The sequence below is a fragment of the Acinetobacter sedimenti genome, from assembly GCF_022601685.1.
Taxonomy (GTDB): Bacteria; Pseudomonadota; Gammaproteobacteria; order Pseudomonadales; family Moraxellaceae; genus Acinetobacter; species Acinetobacter sedimenti.
In genome coordinates, this window is sequence record NZ_JAKUML010000005.1 from 67,952 (window position 1) to 87,279 (window position 19,328).

Sequence of the window (19,328 nt, forward strand, 5' to 3'; positions counted from 1 at the left end):
ATCATTATTCACGCCTATTTCACGATGTGTTTAGGACTGTTCCGTCAGTTGCAAGTCTGCGCAAGCGGGTGATTTTCTGTTAAACTTAACGGTTTGTTACAGTTAATTTTAGCGAGCGATTTGCATGTCCAATCCTGCACTACAGGCTTCACCTCAAACTGCAATTTTAAAAGAACTTCTTGCCAAGCGTATTCTGATTATTGATGGTGCGATGGGTACTATGATTCAGCGTCATAAGCTCGAAGAAGAAGACTATCGTGGTGAGCGTTTTGCAGACTGGGCATCCGATCTCAAGGGTAATAATGACTTATTAGTCCTGACGCAACCGCAGATTATTCAAGGCATACATGAAGCGTACCTCGATGCAGGTGCGGACATTATCGAAACCAACAGCTTTAACGGTACACGTGTGTCGATGTCGGATTATCACATGGAAGATCTCGTGCCTGAGATTAACCGTGAAGCCGCTCGTCTTGCGAAAGCTGCCTGTGAAAAATACTCCACACCTGATAAGCCTCGCTTTGTCGCAGGAGTGCTTGGACCGACTTCTCGTACTTGCTCGATTTCGCCGAATGTCAATGATCCTGCGTTTCGGAATATCACCTTTGATGAATTAAAAGAAAATTATATCGAAGCAACGCAAGCCTTAATTGAAGGTGGTGCGGATATTATCCTGATCGAAACCGTGTTCGATACCTTGAACTGTAAAGCAGCGATTTTTGCAGTCAAAGAAGTCTTTAAACAAATTGGTCGTGAGTTACCAATGATGATTTCGGGCACGATCACTGACGCATCTGGACGGACTTTGACAGGTCAAACGGCGGAAGCCTTTTGGAACTCTGTTCGTCATGGCGATTTATTGTCAATTGGCTTTAACTGTGCGCTCGGTGCCGATGCGATGCGTCCACACGTCAAAACCATTGCTGATGTGGCGGATACTTTTGTCTCTGCGCACCCGAATGCAGGCTTGCCGAATGCTTTTGGTGAATATGATGAAACGCCTGAGCAGACCGCAGCATTCCTGAAAGAATTTGCTGAAAGTGGCTTGATCAATATCACAGGCGGTTGCTGTGGAACGACACCTGATCATATCCGTGCGATTGCCAATGCGGTCAAAGGCATTGCACCTCGCCAAATTCCTGACATCAAGCCTGCGTGTCGCTTGAGCGGTTTAGAGCCGTTTAATATTTATGATGATTCATTATTCGTCAATGTTGGGGAGCGAACCAACGTCACAGGCTCAAAGAAATTTTTACGTTTAATCCGTGAAGAAAACTTCGCTGAAGCACTGGAAGTTGCACAGCAACAAGTCGAAGCAGGTGCGCAGATCATCGACATCAACATGGATGAAGGCATGCTCGATTCAGAAAATGCCATGGTGCATTTTCTCAATTTGGTTGCGTCAGAACCTGAAATATCACGTGTACCGATCATGATTGACTCCTCGAAATGGGAGATTATCGAAGCAGGCTTGAAGTGCGTACAAGGTAAAGCTGTGGTGAACTCGATTTCCTTAAAAGAAGGCTATGATGAGTTTGTGGAAAAAGCCCGTCTATGCCGTCAGTACGGTGCAGCGATTATTGTCATGGCATTCGATGAAGATGGTCAGGCAGATACGGCACAGCGCAAGAAAGAAATTTGTCAGCGTTCTTATGACGTTTTGGTCAATGATGTGGGCTTCCCATCGGAAGATATTATCTTTGACCCGAACGTGTTTGCAGTCGCAACAGGGATTGAAGAGCATAATAATTATGCCGTGGATTTTATCGAAGCCACAGGTTGGATTAAGCAGAACCTACCGAATGCAATGATCTCTGGCGGTGTGTCGAATGTATCGTTCTCATTCCGTGGTAATGAGCCTGTGCGTGAGGCGATTCACTCGGTATTCTTGTACTATGCGATTAAGCAAGGCATGACCATGGGCATCGTCAACGCTGGGCAGATGGCGATCTATGACGAAATTTCCCCAGAGCTTAAAGATGCGGTTGAAGATGTGATCCTCAACCAAAATCAAGGCGAGTCGGGTCAGCAAGCAACTGAAAAACTACTTGAAGTGGCGGAAAAATATCGTGGACAAGGCGGTGCGACCAAAGAAGCAGAAAACCTTGAATGGCGCAATCAACCCGTGGAAAAACGTCTTGAATATGCACTAGTTAAAGGTATTACCAGCTTTATTGATGAAGATACCGAAGAAGCACGCCTCAAATCTAAACGTCCTCTCGATGTGATCGAAGGACCATTGATGGACGGTATGAATGTGGTTGGCGACCTGTTCGGCTCGGGCAAAATGTTCCTCCCGCAAGTGGTGAAATCGGCACGTGTGATGAAACAAGCGGTGGCATGGCTGAATCCCTACATCGAAGCAGAAAAAGAAGAAGGGCAGTCCAAAGGTAAAGTGCTGATGGCGACGGTCAAAGGCGATGTACACGATATTGGTAAAAATATCGTTGGCGTGGTCTTGGGCTGTAATGGCTATGACATCGTTGACCTCGGTGTGATGGTGCCTGCGGAAAAAATTCTACAAACTGCGATTGATGAGAAATGTGACATCATCGGCTTGTCAGGTTTGATCACGCCAAGTTTGGATGAAATGGTTTTCGTTGCCAAAGAAATGCAACGTAAAAACTTTCATTTGCCATTATTGATCGGTGGTGCAACCACGTCTAAAGCACATACCGCAGTCAAGATCGAACCACAATATCAAAATGATGCGGTGATCTACGTCGCTGATGCTTCTCGCGCGGTCGGTGTAGCAACCACATTGTTGTCCAAAGAAATGCGAGGGGCATATATCGAGGAACAACGCCAAGAATATGCAAAAATCCGTGAGCGTCTCGCCAATAAACAACCGAAAGCCGCCAAACTGTCTTATGCAGAATCTGTGGAAAATGGTTTGAAAATTGAATGGGATGCCTATGTACCGCCGAAGCCAAACTTCATCGGGCAACAGACTATTACTAACTATCCATTAGAAAAATTGGTACCGTATTTCGATTGGACACCGTTCTTTATTTCATGGAGTTTAGCAGGGAAATTTCCAAAAATTCTACAAGATGAAGTGGTTGGCGAAGCTGCAACTGACTTGTACAATCAAGCGCAAACCATGCTCAAAGACATTATCGAGAATAATCGTTTTGATGCTCGTGCAGTATTTGGCATTCATCCAGCCAAACGTACTGGTAAAGACACCGTGTCGGTCTATGATGAAGCGGGTAATGTCACGCACCGCTTTGAACATCTGCGTCAGCAGTCGGATAAAGTGACCGGTAAACCGAACTTGTCTTTGGCAGATTTTATCAGCACATCTGACAATCAAACAGATCACTTGGGTGGCTTTACGGTGTCGGTCTTCGGTGTGGAAGAGATGGCGAATGAATACAAAGCCAAAGGTGATGATTATTCGGCGATTCTAGCGCAGTCTTTGGGTGATCGTTTTGCCGAGGCTTTTGCTGAGCATTTGCATGAATTGATTCGTAAAGACTATTGGGGCTATCAAGCGGATGAAAACCTTGATAATGAAGCCTTGATCAAAGAAAAGTACGTTGGGATTCGCCCTGCACCGGGCTATCCTGCTTGCCCTGAACATTCGGAAAAAGCGGTGTTGTTCGACTGGTTAGATTCGACGAATCAGATCGGTACGCAACTGACCGAACATTTCGCAATGATTCCACCATCAAGCGTGAGTGGATTCTATTACTCACATGCGCAGAGTGAATACTTCAATGTCGGTAAAATCTCGCAAGATCAGCTTGAGGATTATGCACAGCGTAAAGGCTGGACTTTGGATGAGGCGAAACGGTGGTTAGGTCCGAATTTGGATGATTCGGTTGGGTAAGATGCAGACCCTTCGCCAGCGTCTAATTCAAATAGCATTAGAGTGGGAACAAGTCTTTGGCAATGTTCCCTCTATTACATCAGTAATATCTGAATATGATGCTGCAAAATTATTAGGTATTGATGATGCGACTTATAGTCAAATCATGCAGAACTCTACAAGTGTTCAACGTGGGCATGATTTTATCTATCAAGGTCTGAAATATCAGGTTAAAGGTACACGCCCAAGTGGTAAAAAAGGGAGTAAAATAACTAAAGTCCCACAAGCTAAAAATTATGAATGGGATTATTTAATCTGGATTTCATATTATCCTGACTACTCCATATCTGAGGCATGGATGTGGAAAGTTCAAAGCTATCGCACTGAGTTTGAAGACAAACATCGTATTTCTCCTTTAGATATGAGAAAAGGTGTAGATTTACTTAATATTTTAACAAAATAATTAAGATTTTTTAAACAAACGTCCGTTTATATTTTTCATGAGTTTCAATATTACTGAGTTCATCTTTTTCATCCCACACTTGCAACTCCCATGGGAAGTAAAAATTCGATTTGTTTTTAAAGTAAATATGTAGTCCTCGATAGCCGTCTTTATCACGGTAATACCAATTTTTTAAGCCGTACTTTTCTTGCCATTCATCTAACTGCTCGCTGATGGCATCGACTTCGGCAGTATTGACGATGATTCTTGCACCAAAAATATCGTTGAGCCAATTATTTACAGGATATTGGTCTGTATTTTCTGAAAACCGAGCAATTTTGTCATCAATGCTTTCCAGCGTTTTGACCCGATAATAATACTGTAATAAAAATCCTGTTTTATTTTTGATCAAATAGTCGTTGATACTTTCGTGTAGATTTAAACGGTATTTGGTGATGTGTGGATAAGGAACACGACCAATGGTTTTGGACAAATTGACCTTTTCAATACGCCCAGTATCAAAGTAATCTTGAGAAAAGTCAGCATGAATTTTATTAATGGTTTCAATCATTAATTCAACTTTTTCTAAGGTACTCTTGCTCATTCCATTCTCTACTTCTTAAAATTCGACAACAACGCCGAAGTAATCGATGTATTATTTTTAACGACTCTAGTTTTTTTCGCTTTTGCCGATTGGTCTTTGACTCTTTCGATACGGATCGCGCGCAACTTATCTTCATTCTCGATCACGATAAATTTCACCCGTTCATTGCGCTTCGGTTCGCCATCTACCAAAGGAAAATCAGAAATATGAAAGAAAATATCCTGCTCCAGCGCATCAATAAAGCCAAAGCCACGATCGGCATTGTATTGTTTGATGCGACCTTGATGAAATTCAGATTTCATAGCGATTTCCTTGATGGTGGGTGATTAAAGTTTAACGACGAGTTTATGTGGTCTGAAAAACCGAAAGGCGACGCAAATAAACATTATAAAGCAAAGCGTGTAACTTCAAAATCAGCGGTTAATTATGCGCAGTTAGTCAGCAGATTACTGCAACTGTTTCCACTCGACTACCACTTGATTATCACCGCCCATCAGCGTCCATTCACCATCCATGATGTTAAGTTGTAGTTGCATGGTGCGCTCGCAGAGTTTTTGAATCTCTGCTGTGGTATTTTCAGAGAGTTGCCACACTTCGACATTTTTCAAAGTTTTTAGTTTGGCACTGCGTTTATACCATTCTGCGACGGCACTGCCATAAGTAATCACCGCGACTTGATCACAGCGTGCACTGGCTTTTTTGACTTTATCTTCATCCGGACTACCGACTTCAATCCATTTTTGCAGCTGACCTGTCAGGTCTTTTTGCCACAGCGCAGGCTCATTGGTTTCAAACAAATCTTTGGTAAACTCTAGTGCCTCATCGGCAAAACGTGCATATGCCAAAATCCGCACCATCAAACGCTCAATGGTTTCAGATGGGTGCAATGCCAAAGTCAGCTGAAAGTCGCTATATGTATGGGTATCCATATCGGCAATGTTTAAATCTGCTTTATAAATGGTTGCTTTTAATGCCATGGCAATCTTCCCTAAAATAGGTGATCCTAAAATGTGCGTATAGGATAACGAATTACGATAGCGGATGCAGAATAATTTCAAGTGATTTGTTTTAAATGGGTTTTATTATAATTTGCTTTAAAGCTCTCGCTGTGCACGCCAATTTTTTTGATTAGTAAGGAATACCCACCAACCCAAAGCTGCGCCCATGAGTTTGACGATTTGAAAGGTAAACGGCGCAAAAATGGTTGCACACAGAATCGCAGGGAAATCCTTCCATGACAAAGAAATTTCAGTCCAACGATGATAAAGCCACATGCCCCAACAATGATAAACCAAGTCCAAAGTCATCTTGCCAAGAATGATCAAAAGTATTGCGTAAAGCACAGGATTTGGCTGAGTAAAATCCGCTTGAAAAATTAAGATGCCAAGAATAATAAATGCGCTCAATCCTAAAAAAGGCTGAATCGCATCAAACATCTTCATCGGTAGCATCAAGCGACCGACCGCACCATATTTATGATTTGCCATCATATCGAGATAGGCAAACTGTGTCTGCAAAAAACCACCAAACCAACGCTTACGTTGATGGAAAAAAGCTTTAAAACCATTCGGTGCATCAGTCACACCATAGGCTTGTCCTGTGATGCCGACTGTCCAGTCCAAGTCGTGCTCTAAGGCATAGCGATAGATACGGTGATTCAACTCATAATCTTCTACCATGCTATCAGGATCAAAGCCACCAACTTGTTTCAACACCTCAGTACGGTAAATCGCAAACGCACCTGAAACCAAAAGTAGGGCATTGGCTTTGTAACATGCGGCACGAGAGAGGAAAGAAAAGATGTATTCAAACTGCTGAAAAAATTCAAAAAAGCAATTCACTAATCTTGAAAAACGATTTGGGCGACAAACTGGTTTAAGCACACCGCCAGAAGCCACTAGATTCGGACTGTTTTGAAAATCAGTTATGAACGCTTGCAGTGCATTTGGTGCAATCACGGTATCTGCATCCAGTGTTACCATGAGATCGCTGTCAATATAGGATAACGCACTATTTAGTGCTTTCGCCTTGCCTTGAGAAGCTTGTCGAAGTACAAATAAGTTTTGTCGTAGTGTCGACTGGATTAAGCCTTGCGATGTTGCAAGTCCGTACTTTTGTTCAAGCAATTGTGCTGAATGATCGGTTGAGCCGTCATCAATGATATAGATTTTCGCTTTCACATCTTGCTGTGCAAAAAGCGCTTCAATACATTTGGGTAAAATTAAACTTTCATTTCGTGCAGGAATCAGCACACTAATGGTTGGGTTATTTATGATTGTGCTGTGAGCTAGGGTTTGAATTGAATTTTGAGTTGTAATTTTAGCGAATGGGAAAATATGACGTTGTGTGGCGAGATGTCGAGTTTGAAATAGAACAAAGAAAATCAGCCACACATCATAAGCCAAATAAAACAAGCCTGCCGACCACGCCCAAATCCCATCAAGAAACCACCATGCACCTGCACTCAATACAAAGAGCATCAAGCAAAGGAGCATGATGAATGTTGAGAGTAGATTTAAGCTAGAGTGATGGAAAGCCATTCAAAGCCTAGAAATAAAATGCGGTGCTGACGTGGTAGCGATTATACACATGGCTTGTGATGAAAAGCGTTAATATTGGTGAACCACCGTTTGAAAACGCATTAATCTACGATGAACAACTCACCATTACTTCAGGTTGATCACTTGGCAATGGCGCAAGGTCTTCGGCTCGTTCAATCTCAGCTTGTTTTTCAAAAGGGTTGCTCAGTAAAGTAAATAAACGCTCAACTTCGGATAAGTCATCTTTTTCCGCCAGTTCGATTGCACGTTGCGCCATATGATTGCGCAAAATATAGATTGGATTGTGTTGTTGCATATTCAATTGCAAACTATTTTGATCGGCATCTTTACGAATCGCTTGATATATGCTCAGACAGTCATCAAAGGCACGGGTATCAATACAATCATCTCGAAGGGCAGTATAAGCGTGATCGGTCAGGCGACGGAAACTGCTGGTATAGTCCAACTGCTCAGCTTGTAAAATCCGTAAAAATGCCATACCACAATCAAAACAGCGGTCATCATCTTGTGGCAAGCCCATTTTCTTTGCCAAACCTGATCGGTAATAATTCAGAAATGCAGGTTCAAAATCTTCAAGGCAAGTGGCTAAATCCGCTTTGAATTGTTCTTTATCTTGTGCATTTGCTAGTTCTGTATTGGCTAAGGGAATCAAATTATTCAGCCATACCCAAAGATTCCAATGGGCAATACTTGGTTGATTTTGATAGGTATAGCGTCCTTGATTGTCCGAATGATTGTTAATCCAGTTCGGGCGGAATCGTTCCATGAAACCATACGGTCCAAAATCTAAAGTCGAGCCTGTGATATTCAAATTATCCGTGTTCATCACGCCATGCGCAAAGCCGACCAACTGCCAACCTGCGATCATGTAAGCGGTACGATCAATCACTTGTTTTGCCATAGCGAGTATAGGTGATTCAGCGTTTAAACAATCAGGATAATAATTTTCCAAGCAGTGTTGAGCAAATTCTTGCAATAGATCAGGTTGATATTGATTAATCCACTCAAAATGACCAAGACGAATATGACTATCCGAAGTACGTAGTAAAATCGCCGACGGCTCAAATTGCTCACGACGGATTTGTAATTCATGGGAATAAATAAAACCAAGCGCATTGCTTGATGGCACATGCAGATGATGTAGCGCATGTCCTGCAAGGTATTCTCGAATTACTGAGCGTAGTACAGCTCGACCATCACCCATGCGAGAGTAGGGCGTAAGCCCAATACCTTTGAGATGTAAATCAGTTAATTTTTGATTTTGATCTAAGGCTTGCCCGATTAGTAATCCACGTCCATCACCCAGTTGACCTGCCCATTGTCCAAACTGATGACCTGCATAGACCATTGCTAAGGGATCGGCTTCATTGGGTAAATTGGTGCCATTGATGATATTGACCCAATCGGCTTGCTCTGCTTCTGTCCATTGCAACTGCTCAGCCAAAGCATGGTTAAAATGTCCTGCCTTTGGTTTTGGTAGACTTTCTACAGCCTGTTTATGAAATAGTTTTGGGCTGAGCGTGGCGTAGCGATTGTCAAATTGCATGGATAAGTTCCTTGAAGCAAGACGACTACTATAGCAATTTTAAAAAAGTAAGTATTGTGGGAAAGCTTTAATACGACTCGTCAGGAAATAAAAAAAGCTTTCCGAAGAAAGCTTTTAAGTGAATTGGTGGTGAGCTTATTAGATACGTTTTGCTTCTTTACGTAATGAACGAAGCATGAGCTCTACACGTTGACTTTGTTCAATCAAGTTTTGCTCAACAGCGTGGAATTCTTGTTTTAGCTTGATATCCATCTGATGAATACGCTCTGCAACAGCAACTTTTTTCGCTTGTAACTCTTGCTCTCTGAGCTTTGCCCATTCATTGAGTGTGTGCGTAAACGTTTCGTATTCATCAGCAATTTTCAGCTTCATTTGCGCAATGTCTTCATTGACGTTATGACCAAAGATTGCCAAATTTTTCTCTGCATATTTAAACTTCATGGCAAGCTCAGCACGCTTGATATTAAAGCTTGGAATACGACGCAGGTTTTTGGTCAGACCAACGGTAGATAACGACCAAATCAGCCACTTTGTTGGATCATATTGCCACCATTTCACGCCATTACGATAGTCGTATTGGAAGATGTGGTGGTAGTTATGATAGCCTTCGCCCCATGTGAAAATCGCCAACCAAAAGTTATCACGTGCTGTATTTTCATCAGTATATGGACGTTTGCCCCACATATGGCATAGCGAGTTGATAAAGAAAGTCACATGATGGCTTGCGATCAAACGCAATAAACCGCCAAGCAACATCACACCCCATAGATCGCCTACAGCCCAACCGACCAATGCAGGAATACCAAGATTGGTCAAAAGAACCAGCGGAATATAGTAGTTGTGCTGAAACATGACTAACTTGTCATCGAGCAGGTCAGGGACATTTTTATAATCCGTTTCGCCACTAGGATAGTCACGAAGCATCCAACCAATGTGCGAATACCAAAAGCCTTTTTTCGCAGAGTACGGATCACGTTCGATATCATCGACATGACGATGATGGACACGGTGTCCAGATGACCAATACAAGATGCTGTTCTGAATCGCAAAAGTCCCTGCGATCATCAATGCAATACGCACAGGCAATGAAGCTTCATAAGTGCGATGCGCCCAAAGACGGTGATAGCCCGCAGTAATGCCTAGACTACTCATCGCTAAAAGCAACACAAAACTGACCCATGCAGCAACTGAAAAGTCGTGCGAATAGGTATAGAGAGGGATCAAGATCAATGCGGCTAAAGGTGTACCGAGTAAGACAATGGTGCCCGGCCAGTTAATCGGCGCTTTGCCTTTAGGCGTGATGGTTTCAGATGACATCTATTTGGTTTCTCCATTTCCACCAAAAAATCTGTAAAAGCTTTCGACGTCGAGTCGAGCTTTTGGTGCGACTATCATAGCATTAGCATACAGTTGTACACTAATAAAAAATGATGAATTTGTGTCAAAACTCTACATGAAATCTACATAATTTCGGTATATGCTGAATTCATTGATTTTTTTGTTTAATCGTGCGCTTTTGGAGGAAAAATGCAGAAATTATCGACAGTACAAGCATCCGCTCAACAAGATGTAAAGTCTTCGATCAAACATGCACTAGTTTTCTCGATAATGACTTTGTTGATGACGGCATTTTTGCTCACAGCGTGTCAATCCGCACCGCAACAATCAAAAAGCAAATCACAAGCCACTAAAACAACAAATACAGGGCTGACTCGTTTAGAAATCTCGAAACGCACTGTACCGATCATCAAAAGTAAAGATGGTGTGCAAGATATTCCGTGGACGATCACTCAAGTAAAATATAAAAAAGCACTCTATTTCAACCAAATGCCAAACATTCTATTGCAATCTAATAGTCTGAGATTGATTGGTAGCACAGGCTGTAATGCGCTGTTTGGGCAATATCAAATCAATGTTGCAAACCGAACCATTACGATGGATGCGAGCGCAGGACATCAAACATGTAATAATGCTTTAGCACAAGAAGCAGATTTGATGGACGCATTGAAACGTGTAGAAAAATTCGAAATCACCGCACAGGGGATTCGTTTTTATGATGCAAATCGTCAAATCGTAATACAAGCTGAGCAACGCTAAAGATTGCCCTTGAATAAATTAGAGTTGTTCGAGCATCAACTTTGGAAAATCTGTAATCAGCCCATGAATGCCAAAATCTCTCAAAGCTTTGGCACGCTCAACATCATTGACCGTCCATACACTGGTTTTCAGTCCTGCTTGATGGCTTAAATCAATCAACGCTTGGGTGGCAAGGATATCTTTCCAACCAATACGATCGCAGCCAAAATTCACTGCCGTTTCAATCGCATGTGTACCGAACGGAAATTCGACTAAGAAGCCACGATGAAATTTTGACTGGTTTTTTAATTGGCGCTGTTGCAGTGCAGTCATGATTTTGACATCAAAGCTAGTAATGGTGACGTGATGTGCATCATACTCCAAAGCAGTTTCTAAAAATTCAACCAATTCATCGGCGTCATCTTGGGTATCGACGGCCTTGACTTCAATTTCGATATGATCAAAGTCATGGCAAATCTGCATCACTTGCGCTAATCGTGGTAAGGCTTCAGGCTGATGCCAGTCAGGCATTGTATGTGCAAGATTTAATTGCTGAATGTCATCATCAGAGGCGTGGACAAGACTTAAATCGACACCAGTCGTTCTGAGAAAGTGATCGTCATGAATAATCACCAATTCCTGCTGCTTGGAGAGTCGTACATCAAACTCTACCGCTCGAATACCGAGATTATGTAAATACTGAAAACCACCCAAAGTATTTTCAGGGGCTTCACCACGTGCGCCACGATGTCCAATGATTTGCATAGCACCTCAAGTTTTTTAATCGACGACAATATGCAGTTGATCATAGCATTTGCATGATCAAATCACAGTGTAAAAGACTAGATTTGATCATTGATATTTTTTTGCCACAGCACTTCTGCACCACCTGACTGGTGCTGTAAAGTGCGTGATGTAACAAAAAACCAATCGGATAAACGATTGAGTAATTGTAATGCAGTGGCTTGAATATTCTGATCACGCTGTGCAAGGCTAATCAACTGGCGCTCGGCACGGCGACACACTGCACGAGCTTGATGTGCATAACTACATGCAAGCGTACCACTCGGTAGGATAAAGTCTTTGAGCATTGGCAAGTTTTCATTCATCTGATCAATGTCATTTTCCAAAAAATCAATACATTTTTGCTGTAACAGTTGATAGTTGGGAATACAGACTTCACCACCAAGATCAAATAACCAGTGTTGAATCAGGCTCAGTTTTTTATCCCAATCTTGAAAAGTGTCTGCATCATCGAATGCGCTACTTTGAATCTGTGCACGAAGTACGCCGACGACTGCATTTAATTCGTCAATGTCGCCTAAAGTGTGAATGCGTAGATCATCTTTGGCTGTGCGTGAGCCATCCCCAAGTCCTGTGGTGCCTGTGTCGCCTGTTCGGGTGTAGATTTTACTGAGTCTGTGTCCCATGATTTTCCTCAATGATTTCGACTTTCAGTTGTTGTCAATGTTGGTATAAAAAAATGGATAATGCTGGAGTGTCATTATCCATGTAAATGGCTTTGAGTTTAGGCTGTTATGGTTATTCTCTGCCTAAATTTGTAATGGCTGTTTAATAGCGTAGTGTTGCACCAATTGAGGCCAATCGACCGCCATTGATGTAATAACTACCACTGCCATAGGCTGTACGATATTTACTATCACCGACATTTTGTACATTAGTGAACAGTTTTAAATGATCATTCACATTGGCATAAGCATGTAGGTCGATGCGAAGACGTCCAGGTATGCGCACGGCATCAAATGCAGAGTTATCCGACTCATCATTTGCTGTCAATGTGCTCGAAATACCATACATTTCATCAGCCCAACCTGCGGTTAAGCTTGCACTTTGGCGAGGACGGCGACTCAAGTCTTCACCAGTATTGTCATCCGTAGTACGGACATAATGATAGGCAATATTGGCAAATAAGTTTTTCCCTTGCCATTTTGCGTAGACCTCGCCACCTTCCATCGTGGCTTGATTAATATTTTGGTTTTGATAGACTCCAAATCCACTACAATCTGCAATACAAACCGAGTCAATCAAGTTATCAACTTCTGTACGGTACAGCGAAATACCTGTTTGTACAGATTGAGCGATTTTGTGATCTAAACCAATTTCATAAGATAGGCTTTCTTCAGGCTCCAATTCAGGATTGCCACCATAAGCATATAAATCATTAATACTTGGTGCACGAAAAGCACTGCCAATATTGCTATAAATGCTGGTTGCAGGTGTAAAGTGATAGCGAATAGCACCTTGCGCAACGGTATGCTCGCCGTATTTTTCATTGTCTTCTACACGTACACCGACTTGTGTATTGAGCTTTTGACCGCTGAACTGATGTTGTAAATAGTAGCCTGTGGTATCTACGCTTTCATCAATTGGTGAACCATAGCTGATGACATCTGCTTCACTGTTGCGGTGTGTTGCACCAATAAGAAGGTTTTGTGTCGTGGTAAAATCCCATTTTCCATAAAGCTCTGCTTCTTGGCTGGTACTATGGACAAAATCATAGCTTCCTGCCCAGTTTGGGTCTTTCTGTTCGATATTGTCTTCAAACTGAGAAAGGCGTGCGTTTACTTCAACTTGTCCAAGATTGACACGACCTTTGAGGTTGATCATTTCATTGTCAAAGTCTTGTGCAGTCATGTTACCCATGCTGTCATATTGGCTATTGCCTTGGTTGTCGCTATAGTCGATCGAAGATGCATATTGCTCACGCTCTACGCCAAACTTTGCACTAAAACCACGTTGATCAAAAGCGGCTGTTGGCGCATTATCAATTTCTTTTACAGCAGTACCATCGGTTTCAAGGCGTTGTCCACGGACTTGTGCATAAAAACCATTTTCAGCCAAATCTGCACCGATTATGGCTTTATAGGTATTATTTTCACCGTATTCACCAGTTAAAAATCCACCACTTTTTTCAGGGGTCTTACTGACGAGTTGCACCACACCACCGATCGCATCTGTACCATATAAAACCGATGCAGGGCCTTTTAAAATTTCAATTTGTTTGATGTCAGTGGTATCAATAAAGCCCAAAGAGGCGATGCCTGCTGAAGTGCTATTCAGACGTACACCATCACGCAACACTAGAGTCTGGTCAGACTCTGCGCCACGAGTAAAAATAGACGCTTGTTGACCATAACCACCAAGTTGCACCATATTTATGGCTGCTTCAGCTTGTAATAGATCAGGCAAAGAGGCGATTGGTGACTGTGCTAAAGTATTTTCGTCAATCACGTGAACACGTGCTGCAACGGTATTTAGGCTTTGCGCAGAACGTGTTGCGGTAACGACGATCGGATCGAGTTTTACAATGTCTTGTGAATTGCTTTGTTCAGCCAATGTCGTGGTACTTGCACAGGCAATAGCGATCGCACCAACCAATGGCGCAACAGGGAAGTTTTTAAACATATCAAGCTCCAGACATTCACCCCACGTGAATGATGGGTTAAAGATGGTAGCAAGTAGGTATCCGGACTTCGATATATCAAAATGGTTATGGTTCATCATCTTGATTGCTATACACCTTCCCACAATATGCCAGTTGGGCTTTGCAGTGGTGTCAGTCGCTCATTGTGGTGAGATCGACTGAAAAAATAACAGTTTCATCGTTACCGTTGCGGGGGCAGTATTGGGCTTTCACCAATTTCCCTAAGACGAATCTCTTTTAAATTCTGAAAAAGAAACATCGCAACTTGTTACAAATTGGCAACATTATAAAAGTTCAGGTGGTTTTTCTCAACAAAATTACCAAGAGTTTTTAGATTCTGAAAAAATCTATTGAGATTTTGCATTACAATAGGACGCTAATTTTTAAACTCACGCTTTTTTAGGTTACTGTTTTAAGTGGCAGTTTTTAAGTTAGTTTTCCATTCTAAGAAATCACAGGTTAGCCATGAGTATGATGCAACGTGTACGCGCCAAGATTTGCGGATTGACACGTATAGAAGATGTGCAAAGTGTAGTCGATGCTGGTGCAGATGCCGTGGGTTTTGTGTTTTATCCACCAAGCCCTCGGGCAGTGACTGCGAGCCAAGCACAAAATCTCGCACCGCATGTGCCTGCTTATGTGCAGATCGTGGGTTTATTTGTGAATGCTACGACTGAAGATGTACAAACCGTGCTACAAAGTGTTCCGTTAGATCTGATTCAATTTCATGGAGATGAATCGCCTGCGGAATGTCAGCGCATTGCCAATAGCGTTGGACGACGTTGGTACAAAGCCATTCAAGTCAAAGCGGATCTTGATGTGGTGGCTGAGATTGAAAAATATCATCAGGTCGGTGCCGGTGCAGTGTTGCTTGACGCTTGGCATCCTGAGCTCAAAGGCGGCACTGGACAGCCATTTGACTGGACAAAATTTCCTAAGCTCGATATTCCTGTGATTTTGGCAGGTGGCTTGACCCCTGAGAATGTTACAGATGCAATAAAAATGACTCGTCCGTATGCCGTAGATGTCAGCGGTGGTGTAGAATCAGCCAAAGGCATCAAAGATCAACAACGCATTTTTCAATTTATGCAAGGAGTCCAACGTGGATCAACACAATGTGAAGCAAAATAGCCAGATCGATTTTACTCAGTTTCCAGATCAAAAAGGGCATTTTGGTATTCATGGTGGTCGATTTGTATCTGAAACGCTGATGGCGGCATTACAAGATTTGGAACAATTGTATTTGCGCATGAAAGATGATGAACAGTTCCGTGCGGAATTTGATCGTGATTTGGCGCATTATGTTGGTCGTCCAAGTCCGCTGTACTATGCCGAGCGTTGGTCGAAAGAATTGGGCGGTGCGCAGATTTATCTAAAGCGTGAAGACTTAAACCACACGGGTTCACACAAGGTCAACAATACCATTGGACAAGCCTTATTGGCGAAATTGTCTGGGAAAAAACGCATCATCGCTGAAACGGGTGCAGGACAACATGGCGTAGCAACGGCAACGATTGCCGCACGTCTTGGGTTGGAATGTGTGGTGTTCATGGGGTCAGAAGATGTTAAACGCCAAGCAATGAATGTCTATCGCATGCGTTTGCTTGGTGCTGAAGTCGTGCCTGTGGAAAGTGGCTCAAAAACCCTGAAAGATGCCATGAATGAAGCGATGCGTGATTGGGTCACCAATGTTGATTCGACTTATTATGTGATCGGTACAGTCGCAGGACCACACCCATATCCACAGTTAGTGCGTGATTTCCAAGCGATCATTGGGCGTGAAGCAAAACAGCAAATCTTAGCGCAAGCAGGTCGTTTGCCTGATGCGTTGGTTGCTTGTGTCGGTGGTGGCTCAAATGCAATGGGATTATTTTATCCATTCTTAAATGATACCGATGTGTCGATCTATGGTGTCGAAGCGGCGGGTCATGGCGTGGAAACTGGTAAACATTCTGCACCACTCAATGCAGGTCATGTTGGCGTGTTACATGGCAACCGTACTTATCTCATGTCGGATGCACAAGGTCAGATTATCGAAACCCATTCGATTTCGGCAGGTTTGGATTATCCAGGGGTTGGTCCTGAACATAGCTTCTTAAAAGATATGCAACGTGTGAATTATGTGCCCATCAATGATACCGAAGCATTGCAAGGCTTCCGTGATCTGACCAAGATCGAAGGCATTATCCCTGCGCTGGAAAGTGCGCATGCCATGGCATACGTGACGAAGCTTGCGCCTACCATGTCCAAAGATCAAATCATCATTGCCACGGTGTCAGGTCGTGGTGATAAAGATTTAATGACAGTTGCCAAGATTGATGGTATTCCAATGGTTGATCTTTAAAATACTAGTGCGTTAAAAGAATTTAAATCTATCAGGGGGTGTTCTCGAAAGAGAGCACCCCTTTTTTATTTGTATTGGGTTGAAATTTATGGGGTGTGTTCTTGTGAAGTTAATATTTTAAAAATACAGTAAAGTGTTTATATTTATTCGGCTTTTTGATTTGCATGTCTACATACTGTATTCTTGGGAATTAAATAATATGTCTTGAGTGGCTGTGCATGCGAGATAAGTTGTTAGCACCGATAAAAGGAACATTTATTAATTTATTAGAATGGGATTATTTAAAGAAAACTCAGGTCGTCTTGCTATACGCCACACTTATTGAATTGGCGGTTTATATTACGCAATTCAAGTTAATTGGTCACCCTTTGGTGAATACCGAATTCTTATTACGATGGATTTGGTATTTCCCTACACTGATATTGATCAATGGGGTATTTTTTCTTTTTGGGCTAAAACTCAAAAATAGTCCAAAGCAACAATATTATTATGCATATGTCGTTGGTATTTACTATTCAATCGCCTTGATGGTGATACCTATTTCAATAGGTATTTTAAATATTGCAAATGGTGTGATTTTTCTTGGCACGACATTGCTAAGTTTGATTCTATTTCCTCGAAAAATGGTCTATGGTGCAGTGGCAATTTGCACCATGATTTACATTTTGAGTGCCACCTTAATTGTCACAGGCTATATGCCGTATGCTTTGGCATTGAAACCTAATATTTTACTACCCCCGAATAGCACAGGCGTGTATGTGATCGCATCTATGGCCTATACGATTATCTATGCTGCATTAACGATATATCTGTTTGATATTTCATTAAGAAATTGGAAAGAAAAAGAACAATATAAAGATAAGCTGAGTGTGACAGATGAGTTGACACAGCTATTAAACAGACGTGGTTTTAATTCATTGGTTGAATTACAAGTGCGTCAAGCTCAAATCCGCTATCAGGAAATTTCATTGATCATTGTCGATATTGATGACTTTAAGAAGATCAATGATCAATATGGTCATCAATGTGGGGACTTAGTGATTAAATCGGTAGCAGATATATTAAAAAAGAGCTTTCGCAGTAGTGATATTGTTGCTCGATTTGGAGGAGAGGAATTTACCATTTTATTGCCTTCGACAAATATGCACGATGCAATACATGTTGCAGAAAATTGCCGACAAATACTGGAATCAAGCTCTATCGAGATATCTAAAAGTGAATTAATATCTACAAAGGCGAGTTTTGGCATCAGTAGTACAGTGAGTAGATGTTTTGATTATGAAACGCTTTTTACTGAAGCAGATAAGGCTTTATACGAAGCAAAGCAAAATGGGAAGAATCAAGTGCGGGCTTATCGTTAGCTCGATAAAAAGGCATCATTTCGAGTGATGTAGATTAGAAATCAATTTTGATATTGCAAATTAACTATCGCTACAGCAGCACCAATCATTAAATAGGGAAAAAGTTTAATGAAATTAATCCAAGACAATGGACAGCCACATTTCGGACGTTTTGAGCAAGCGCCAACGTCATTTAATATTCAAGATTATGAAAATCCTTTTTTAAGCCAAGCATGGCGTCGCAAGTTACGCTTTAAAAAGTTTAGTTTTGTCGGGATTCAGCATCAGCATTACACCATCGGCTTAGCGATTGTCGATTTGGCGTGGGCAGGGCATGGATTCTATTATTGCTATGATCGAAAGAATGATCGTTTTATCGACCTACATGGCTTACAACCCTTAGCACGGAAAACCCAATTGCAAACCCTCGATCGCATGCAAAATGCGAGCTTTTTTAAGCATCACGATCTACAGATTGAGCTGAAAGAACGAGGCGATCAACGTCAGATTCAAGTCACTCGAAAAGGCGCAACATTGTGCCAAGCAACCATCCAGCGAGTGCCTACAGAACCGTTGTATATGTGTAGTCCGACAGGGGTTCGAGGATGGACATTTACTCATAAATCTATGGCGCTCAAGGTATCTGGCCACTTCTATGATCCAGAGGGTTCGCAGATTTATTTTGATGATAAAAGTTTGGCGAGCCTTGATGACAGTTGCGGGTTCTTACGTCCTGAAACGGAATGGTTTTGGCTCTCGAGTCAGGCGTTGATTAATGGTCAAAAAATTGGCATCAACCTTGCCAGTGGTGTGAATGAAAGCTGTGGTAATGAAAACTGCCTATGGATAGATGGCAAAATTTATCCCTTAAATGATGTGATTTTTCAACAGCAAGGCGACAATCTTTGGAAAATCTTTAGCTTAGATGGTGCAATTGATCTGCGTGTCACGACAGCATGGCGACGTTATGAAAATACCAATCTTTTCATTGCAGCGAGTCAATTTAGCCAGTGGATTGCCAGCATCGATGGACGACTTAAAACAGCCGATCAGTCGGTGACCTTTCATCATGTGCATGGTGTGCTAGAGCAGCACTATGCCAAGTGGTGATTTAAAAAAAGGCCTAGCATATGTTTTTGAGAAAAAAAGCGCTTGA

The 19,328-nt window shown here is 42.1% G+C and carries 16 protein-coding genes and 1 riboswitch; of the genes, 7 read left to right on the forward strand and 9 right to left on the reverse strand.

Going from position 1 to position 19,328, the window contains the following annotated elements:
- Positions 1-124: 124 nt before the first annotated feature.
- Together metH and MKI79_RS04270 are read left to right on the forward strand one after the other, a co-directional pair.
- Positions 125-3,835: a methionine synthase gene (gene metH / locus MKI79_RS04265; protein ID WP_241570825.1), complete on the forward strand. Its 3,711-nt coding sequence runs from the start codon at positions 125-127 to the stop codon at positions 3,833-3,835.
- Positions 3,828-4,277 carry a hypothetical protein gene (locus MKI79_RS04270; RefSeq protein ID WP_241570826.1) on the forward strand — a complete coding sequence of 150 codons (450 nt, stop codon included), beginning with the start codon at positions 3,828-3,830 and terminating at the stop codon, positions 4,275-4,277. The genes metH and MKI79_RS04270 overlap by 8 nt, the downstream gene beginning before the upstream one ends.
- A 10-nt stretch (positions 4,278-4,287) precedes the next feature.
- Here MKI79_RS04270 and MKI79_RS04275 read toward each other — a convergent pair whose 3' ends face one another.
- The 6 genes from MKI79_RS04275 to MKI79_RS04300 form a co-directional block, all read right to left on the reverse strand.
- Positions 4,288-4,860: a nucleotidyltransferase family protein gene (locus MKI79_RS04275; RefSeq protein ID WP_241570827.1), complete on the reverse strand. Its 573-nt coding sequence runs from the start codon at positions 4,858-4,860 to the stop codon at positions 4,288-4,290.
- Positions 4,861-4,868: 8 nt separating this feature from the next.
- The gene (locus MKI79_RS04280; protein WP_241570828.1) at positions 4,869-5,162 is read right to left on the reverse strand and encodes a cold-shock protein; all 294 of its coding nucleotides are present in this window, start codon (positions 5,160-5,162) and stop codon (positions 4,869-4,871) included.
- Between the two features lie 144 nt (positions 5,163-5,306).
- Positions 5,307-5,837 (reverse strand): YaeQ family protein, encoded by a 531-nt coding sequence (locus tag MKI79_RS04285; RefSeq protein ID WP_241570829.1) that lies wholly within the window; start codon positions 5,835-5,837, stop codon positions 5,307-5,309.
- Between the two features lie 117 nt (positions 5,838-5,954).
- On the reverse strand, positions 5,955-7,400 hold the full coding sequence (locus MKI79_RS04290; protein WP_241570830.1) for a glycosyltransferase family 2 protein: 1,446 nt from the start codon (positions 7,398-7,400) through the stop codon (positions 5,955-5,957).
- Between the two features lie 106 nt (positions 7,401-7,506).
- Positions 7,507-8,967, reverse strand: a complete 1,461-nt coding sequence (locus MKI79_RS04295; protein WP_241570831.1) for a protein adenylyltransferase SelO — start codon at positions 8,965-8,967, stop codon at positions 7,507-7,509.
- 138 nt (positions 8,968-9,105) lie between these two features.
- Entirely contained in the window at positions 9,106-10,284 is a 1,179-nt protein-coding gene (locus tag MKI79_RS04300; RefSeq protein WP_241570832.1) for an acyl-CoA desaturase, read from the reverse strand.
- A 210-nt stretch (positions 10,285-10,494) separates the two neighbouring features.
- On the opposite strand from MKI79_RS04300, the gene MKI79_RS04305 reads away from it, so the two are divergent.
- Positions 10,495-11,064 carry an META domain-containing protein gene (locus tag MKI79_RS04305; RefSeq protein WP_241570833.1) on the forward strand — a complete coding sequence of 190 codons (570 nt, stop codon included), beginning with the start codon at positions 10,495-10,497 and terminating at the stop codon, positions 11,062-11,064.
- Between the two features lie 18 nt (positions 11,065-11,082).
- On the opposite strand, the gene MKI79_RS04310 is transcribed toward MKI79_RS04305, so the two are convergent.
- From MKI79_RS04310 to MKI79_RS04320, 3 genes are all read right to left on the reverse strand, one after another.
- Entirely contained in the window at positions 11,083-11,808 is a 726-nt protein-coding gene (locus MKI79_RS04310; protein ID WP_241570834.1) for a glycerophosphodiester phosphodiesterase, read from the reverse strand.
- A gap of 77 nt (positions 11,809-11,885) precedes the next feature.
- Positions 11,886-12,473 (reverse strand): cob(I)yrinic acid a,c-diamide adenosyltransferase, encoded by a 588-nt coding sequence (locus tag MKI79_RS04315; protein ID WP_241570835.1) that lies wholly within the window; start codon positions 12,471-12,473, stop codon positions 11,886-11,888.
- Between the two features lie 142 nt (positions 12,474-12,615).
- The gene (locus tag MKI79_RS04320; protein ID WP_241570836.1) at positions 12,616-14,469 is read right to left on the reverse strand and encodes a TonB-dependent receptor plug domain-containing protein; all 1,854 of its coding nucleotides are present in this window, start codon (positions 14,467-14,469) and stop codon (positions 12,616-12,618) included.
- A 35-nt stretch (positions 14,470-14,504) separates the two neighbouring features.
- Positions 14,505-14,772: riboswitch (cobalamin riboswitch) on the reverse strand.
- A 181-nt stretch (positions 14,773-14,953) separates the two neighbouring features.
- Here MKI79_RS04320 and MKI79_RS04325 point away from each other — a divergent pair.
- The 4 genes from MKI79_RS04325 (at position 14,954) to MKI79_RS04340 (ending at position 19,282) form a co-directional block, all read left to right on the forward strand.
- Positions 14,954-15,619, forward strand: a complete 666-nt coding sequence (locus MKI79_RS04325; RefSeq protein WP_241570837.1) for a phosphoribosylanthranilate isomerase — start codon at positions 14,954-14,956, stop codon at positions 15,617-15,619.
- Entirely contained in the window at positions 15,591-16,832 is a 1,242-nt protein-coding gene (trpB, locus tag MKI79_RS04330) for a tryptophan synthase subunit beta (protein WP_241570838.1), read from the forward strand. The genes MKI79_RS04325 and trpB overlap by 29 nt, the downstream gene beginning before the upstream one ends.
- A 218-nt stretch (positions 16,833-17,050) precedes the next feature.
- The gene (locus MKI79_RS04335) at positions 17,051-18,193 is read left to right on the forward strand and encodes a GGDEF domain-containing protein (RefSeq protein WP_241570839.1); all 1,143 of its coding nucleotides are present in this window, start codon (positions 17,051-17,053) and stop codon (positions 18,191-18,193) included.
- A 108-nt stretch (positions 18,194-18,301) separates the two neighbouring features.
- Positions 18,302-19,282 carry a DUF2804 domain-containing protein gene (locus MKI79_RS04340; RefSeq protein WP_241570840.1) on the forward strand — a complete coding sequence of 327 codons (981 nt, stop codon included), beginning with the start codon at positions 18,302-18,304 and terminating at the stop codon, positions 19,280-19,282.
- Positions 19,283-19,328 lie beyond the last annotated feature (46 nt).

Bases quoted from the DNA above. Each gene is read 5' to 3' on its own strand.
- MKI79_RS04295 (WP_241570831.1), bottom strand. From the start codon at position 8,967: ATGCAATTTGACAATCGCTACGCCACGCTCAGCCCAAAACTATTTCAT.
- MKI79_RS04340 (WP_241570840.1), top strand. From the start codon at position 18,302: ATGAAATTAATCCAAGACAATGGACAGCCACATTTCGGACGTTTTGAG.
- metH (WP_241570825.1), top strand. From the start codon at position 125: ATGTCCAATCCTGCACTACAGGCTTCACCTCAAACTGCAATTTTAAAA.
- MKI79_RS04310 (WP_241570834.1), bottom strand. From the start codon at position 11,808: ATGCAAATCATTGGACATCGTGGCGCACGTGGTGAAGCCCCTGAAAAT.
- MKI79_RS04320 (WP_241570836.1), bottom strand. From the start codon at position 14,469: ATGTTTAAAAACTTCCCTGTTGCGCCATTGGTTGGTGCGATCGCTATT.
- MKI79_RS04290 (WP_241570830.1), bottom strand. From the start codon at position 7,400: ATGGCTTTCCATCACTCTAGCTTAAATCTACTCTCAACATTCATCATG.
- MKI79_RS04300 (WP_241570832.1), bottom strand. From the start codon at position 10,284: ATGTCATCTGAAACCATCACGCCTAAAGGCAAAGCGCCGATTAACTGG.
- MKI79_RS04275 (WP_241570827.1), bottom strand. From the start codon at position 4,860: ATGAGCAAGAGTACCTTAGAAAAAGTTGAATTAATGATTGAAACCATT.
- MKI79_RS04335 (WP_241570839.1), top strand. From the start codon at position 17,051: ATGCGAGATAAGTTGTTAGCACCGATAAAAGGAACATTTATTAATTTA.
- MKI79_RS04285 (WP_241570829.1), bottom strand. From the start codon at position 5,837: ATGGCATTAAAAGCAACCATTTATAAAGCAGATTTAAACATTGCCGAT.
- MKI79_RS04305 (WP_241570833.1), top strand. From the start codon at position 10,495: ATGCAGAAATTATCGACAGTACAAGCATCCGCTCAACAAGATGTAAAG.
- MKI79_RS04315 (WP_241570835.1), bottom strand. From the start codon at position 12,473: ATGGGACACAGACTCAGTAAAATCTACACCCGAACAGGCGACACAGGC.
- MKI79_RS04280 (WP_241570828.1), bottom strand. From the start codon at position 5,162: ATGAAATCTGAATTTCATCAAGGTCGCATCAAACAATACAATGCCGAT.
- MKI79_RS04325 (WP_241570837.1), top strand. From the start codon at position 14,954: ATGAGTATGATGCAACGTGTACGCGCCAAGATTTGCGGATTGACACGT.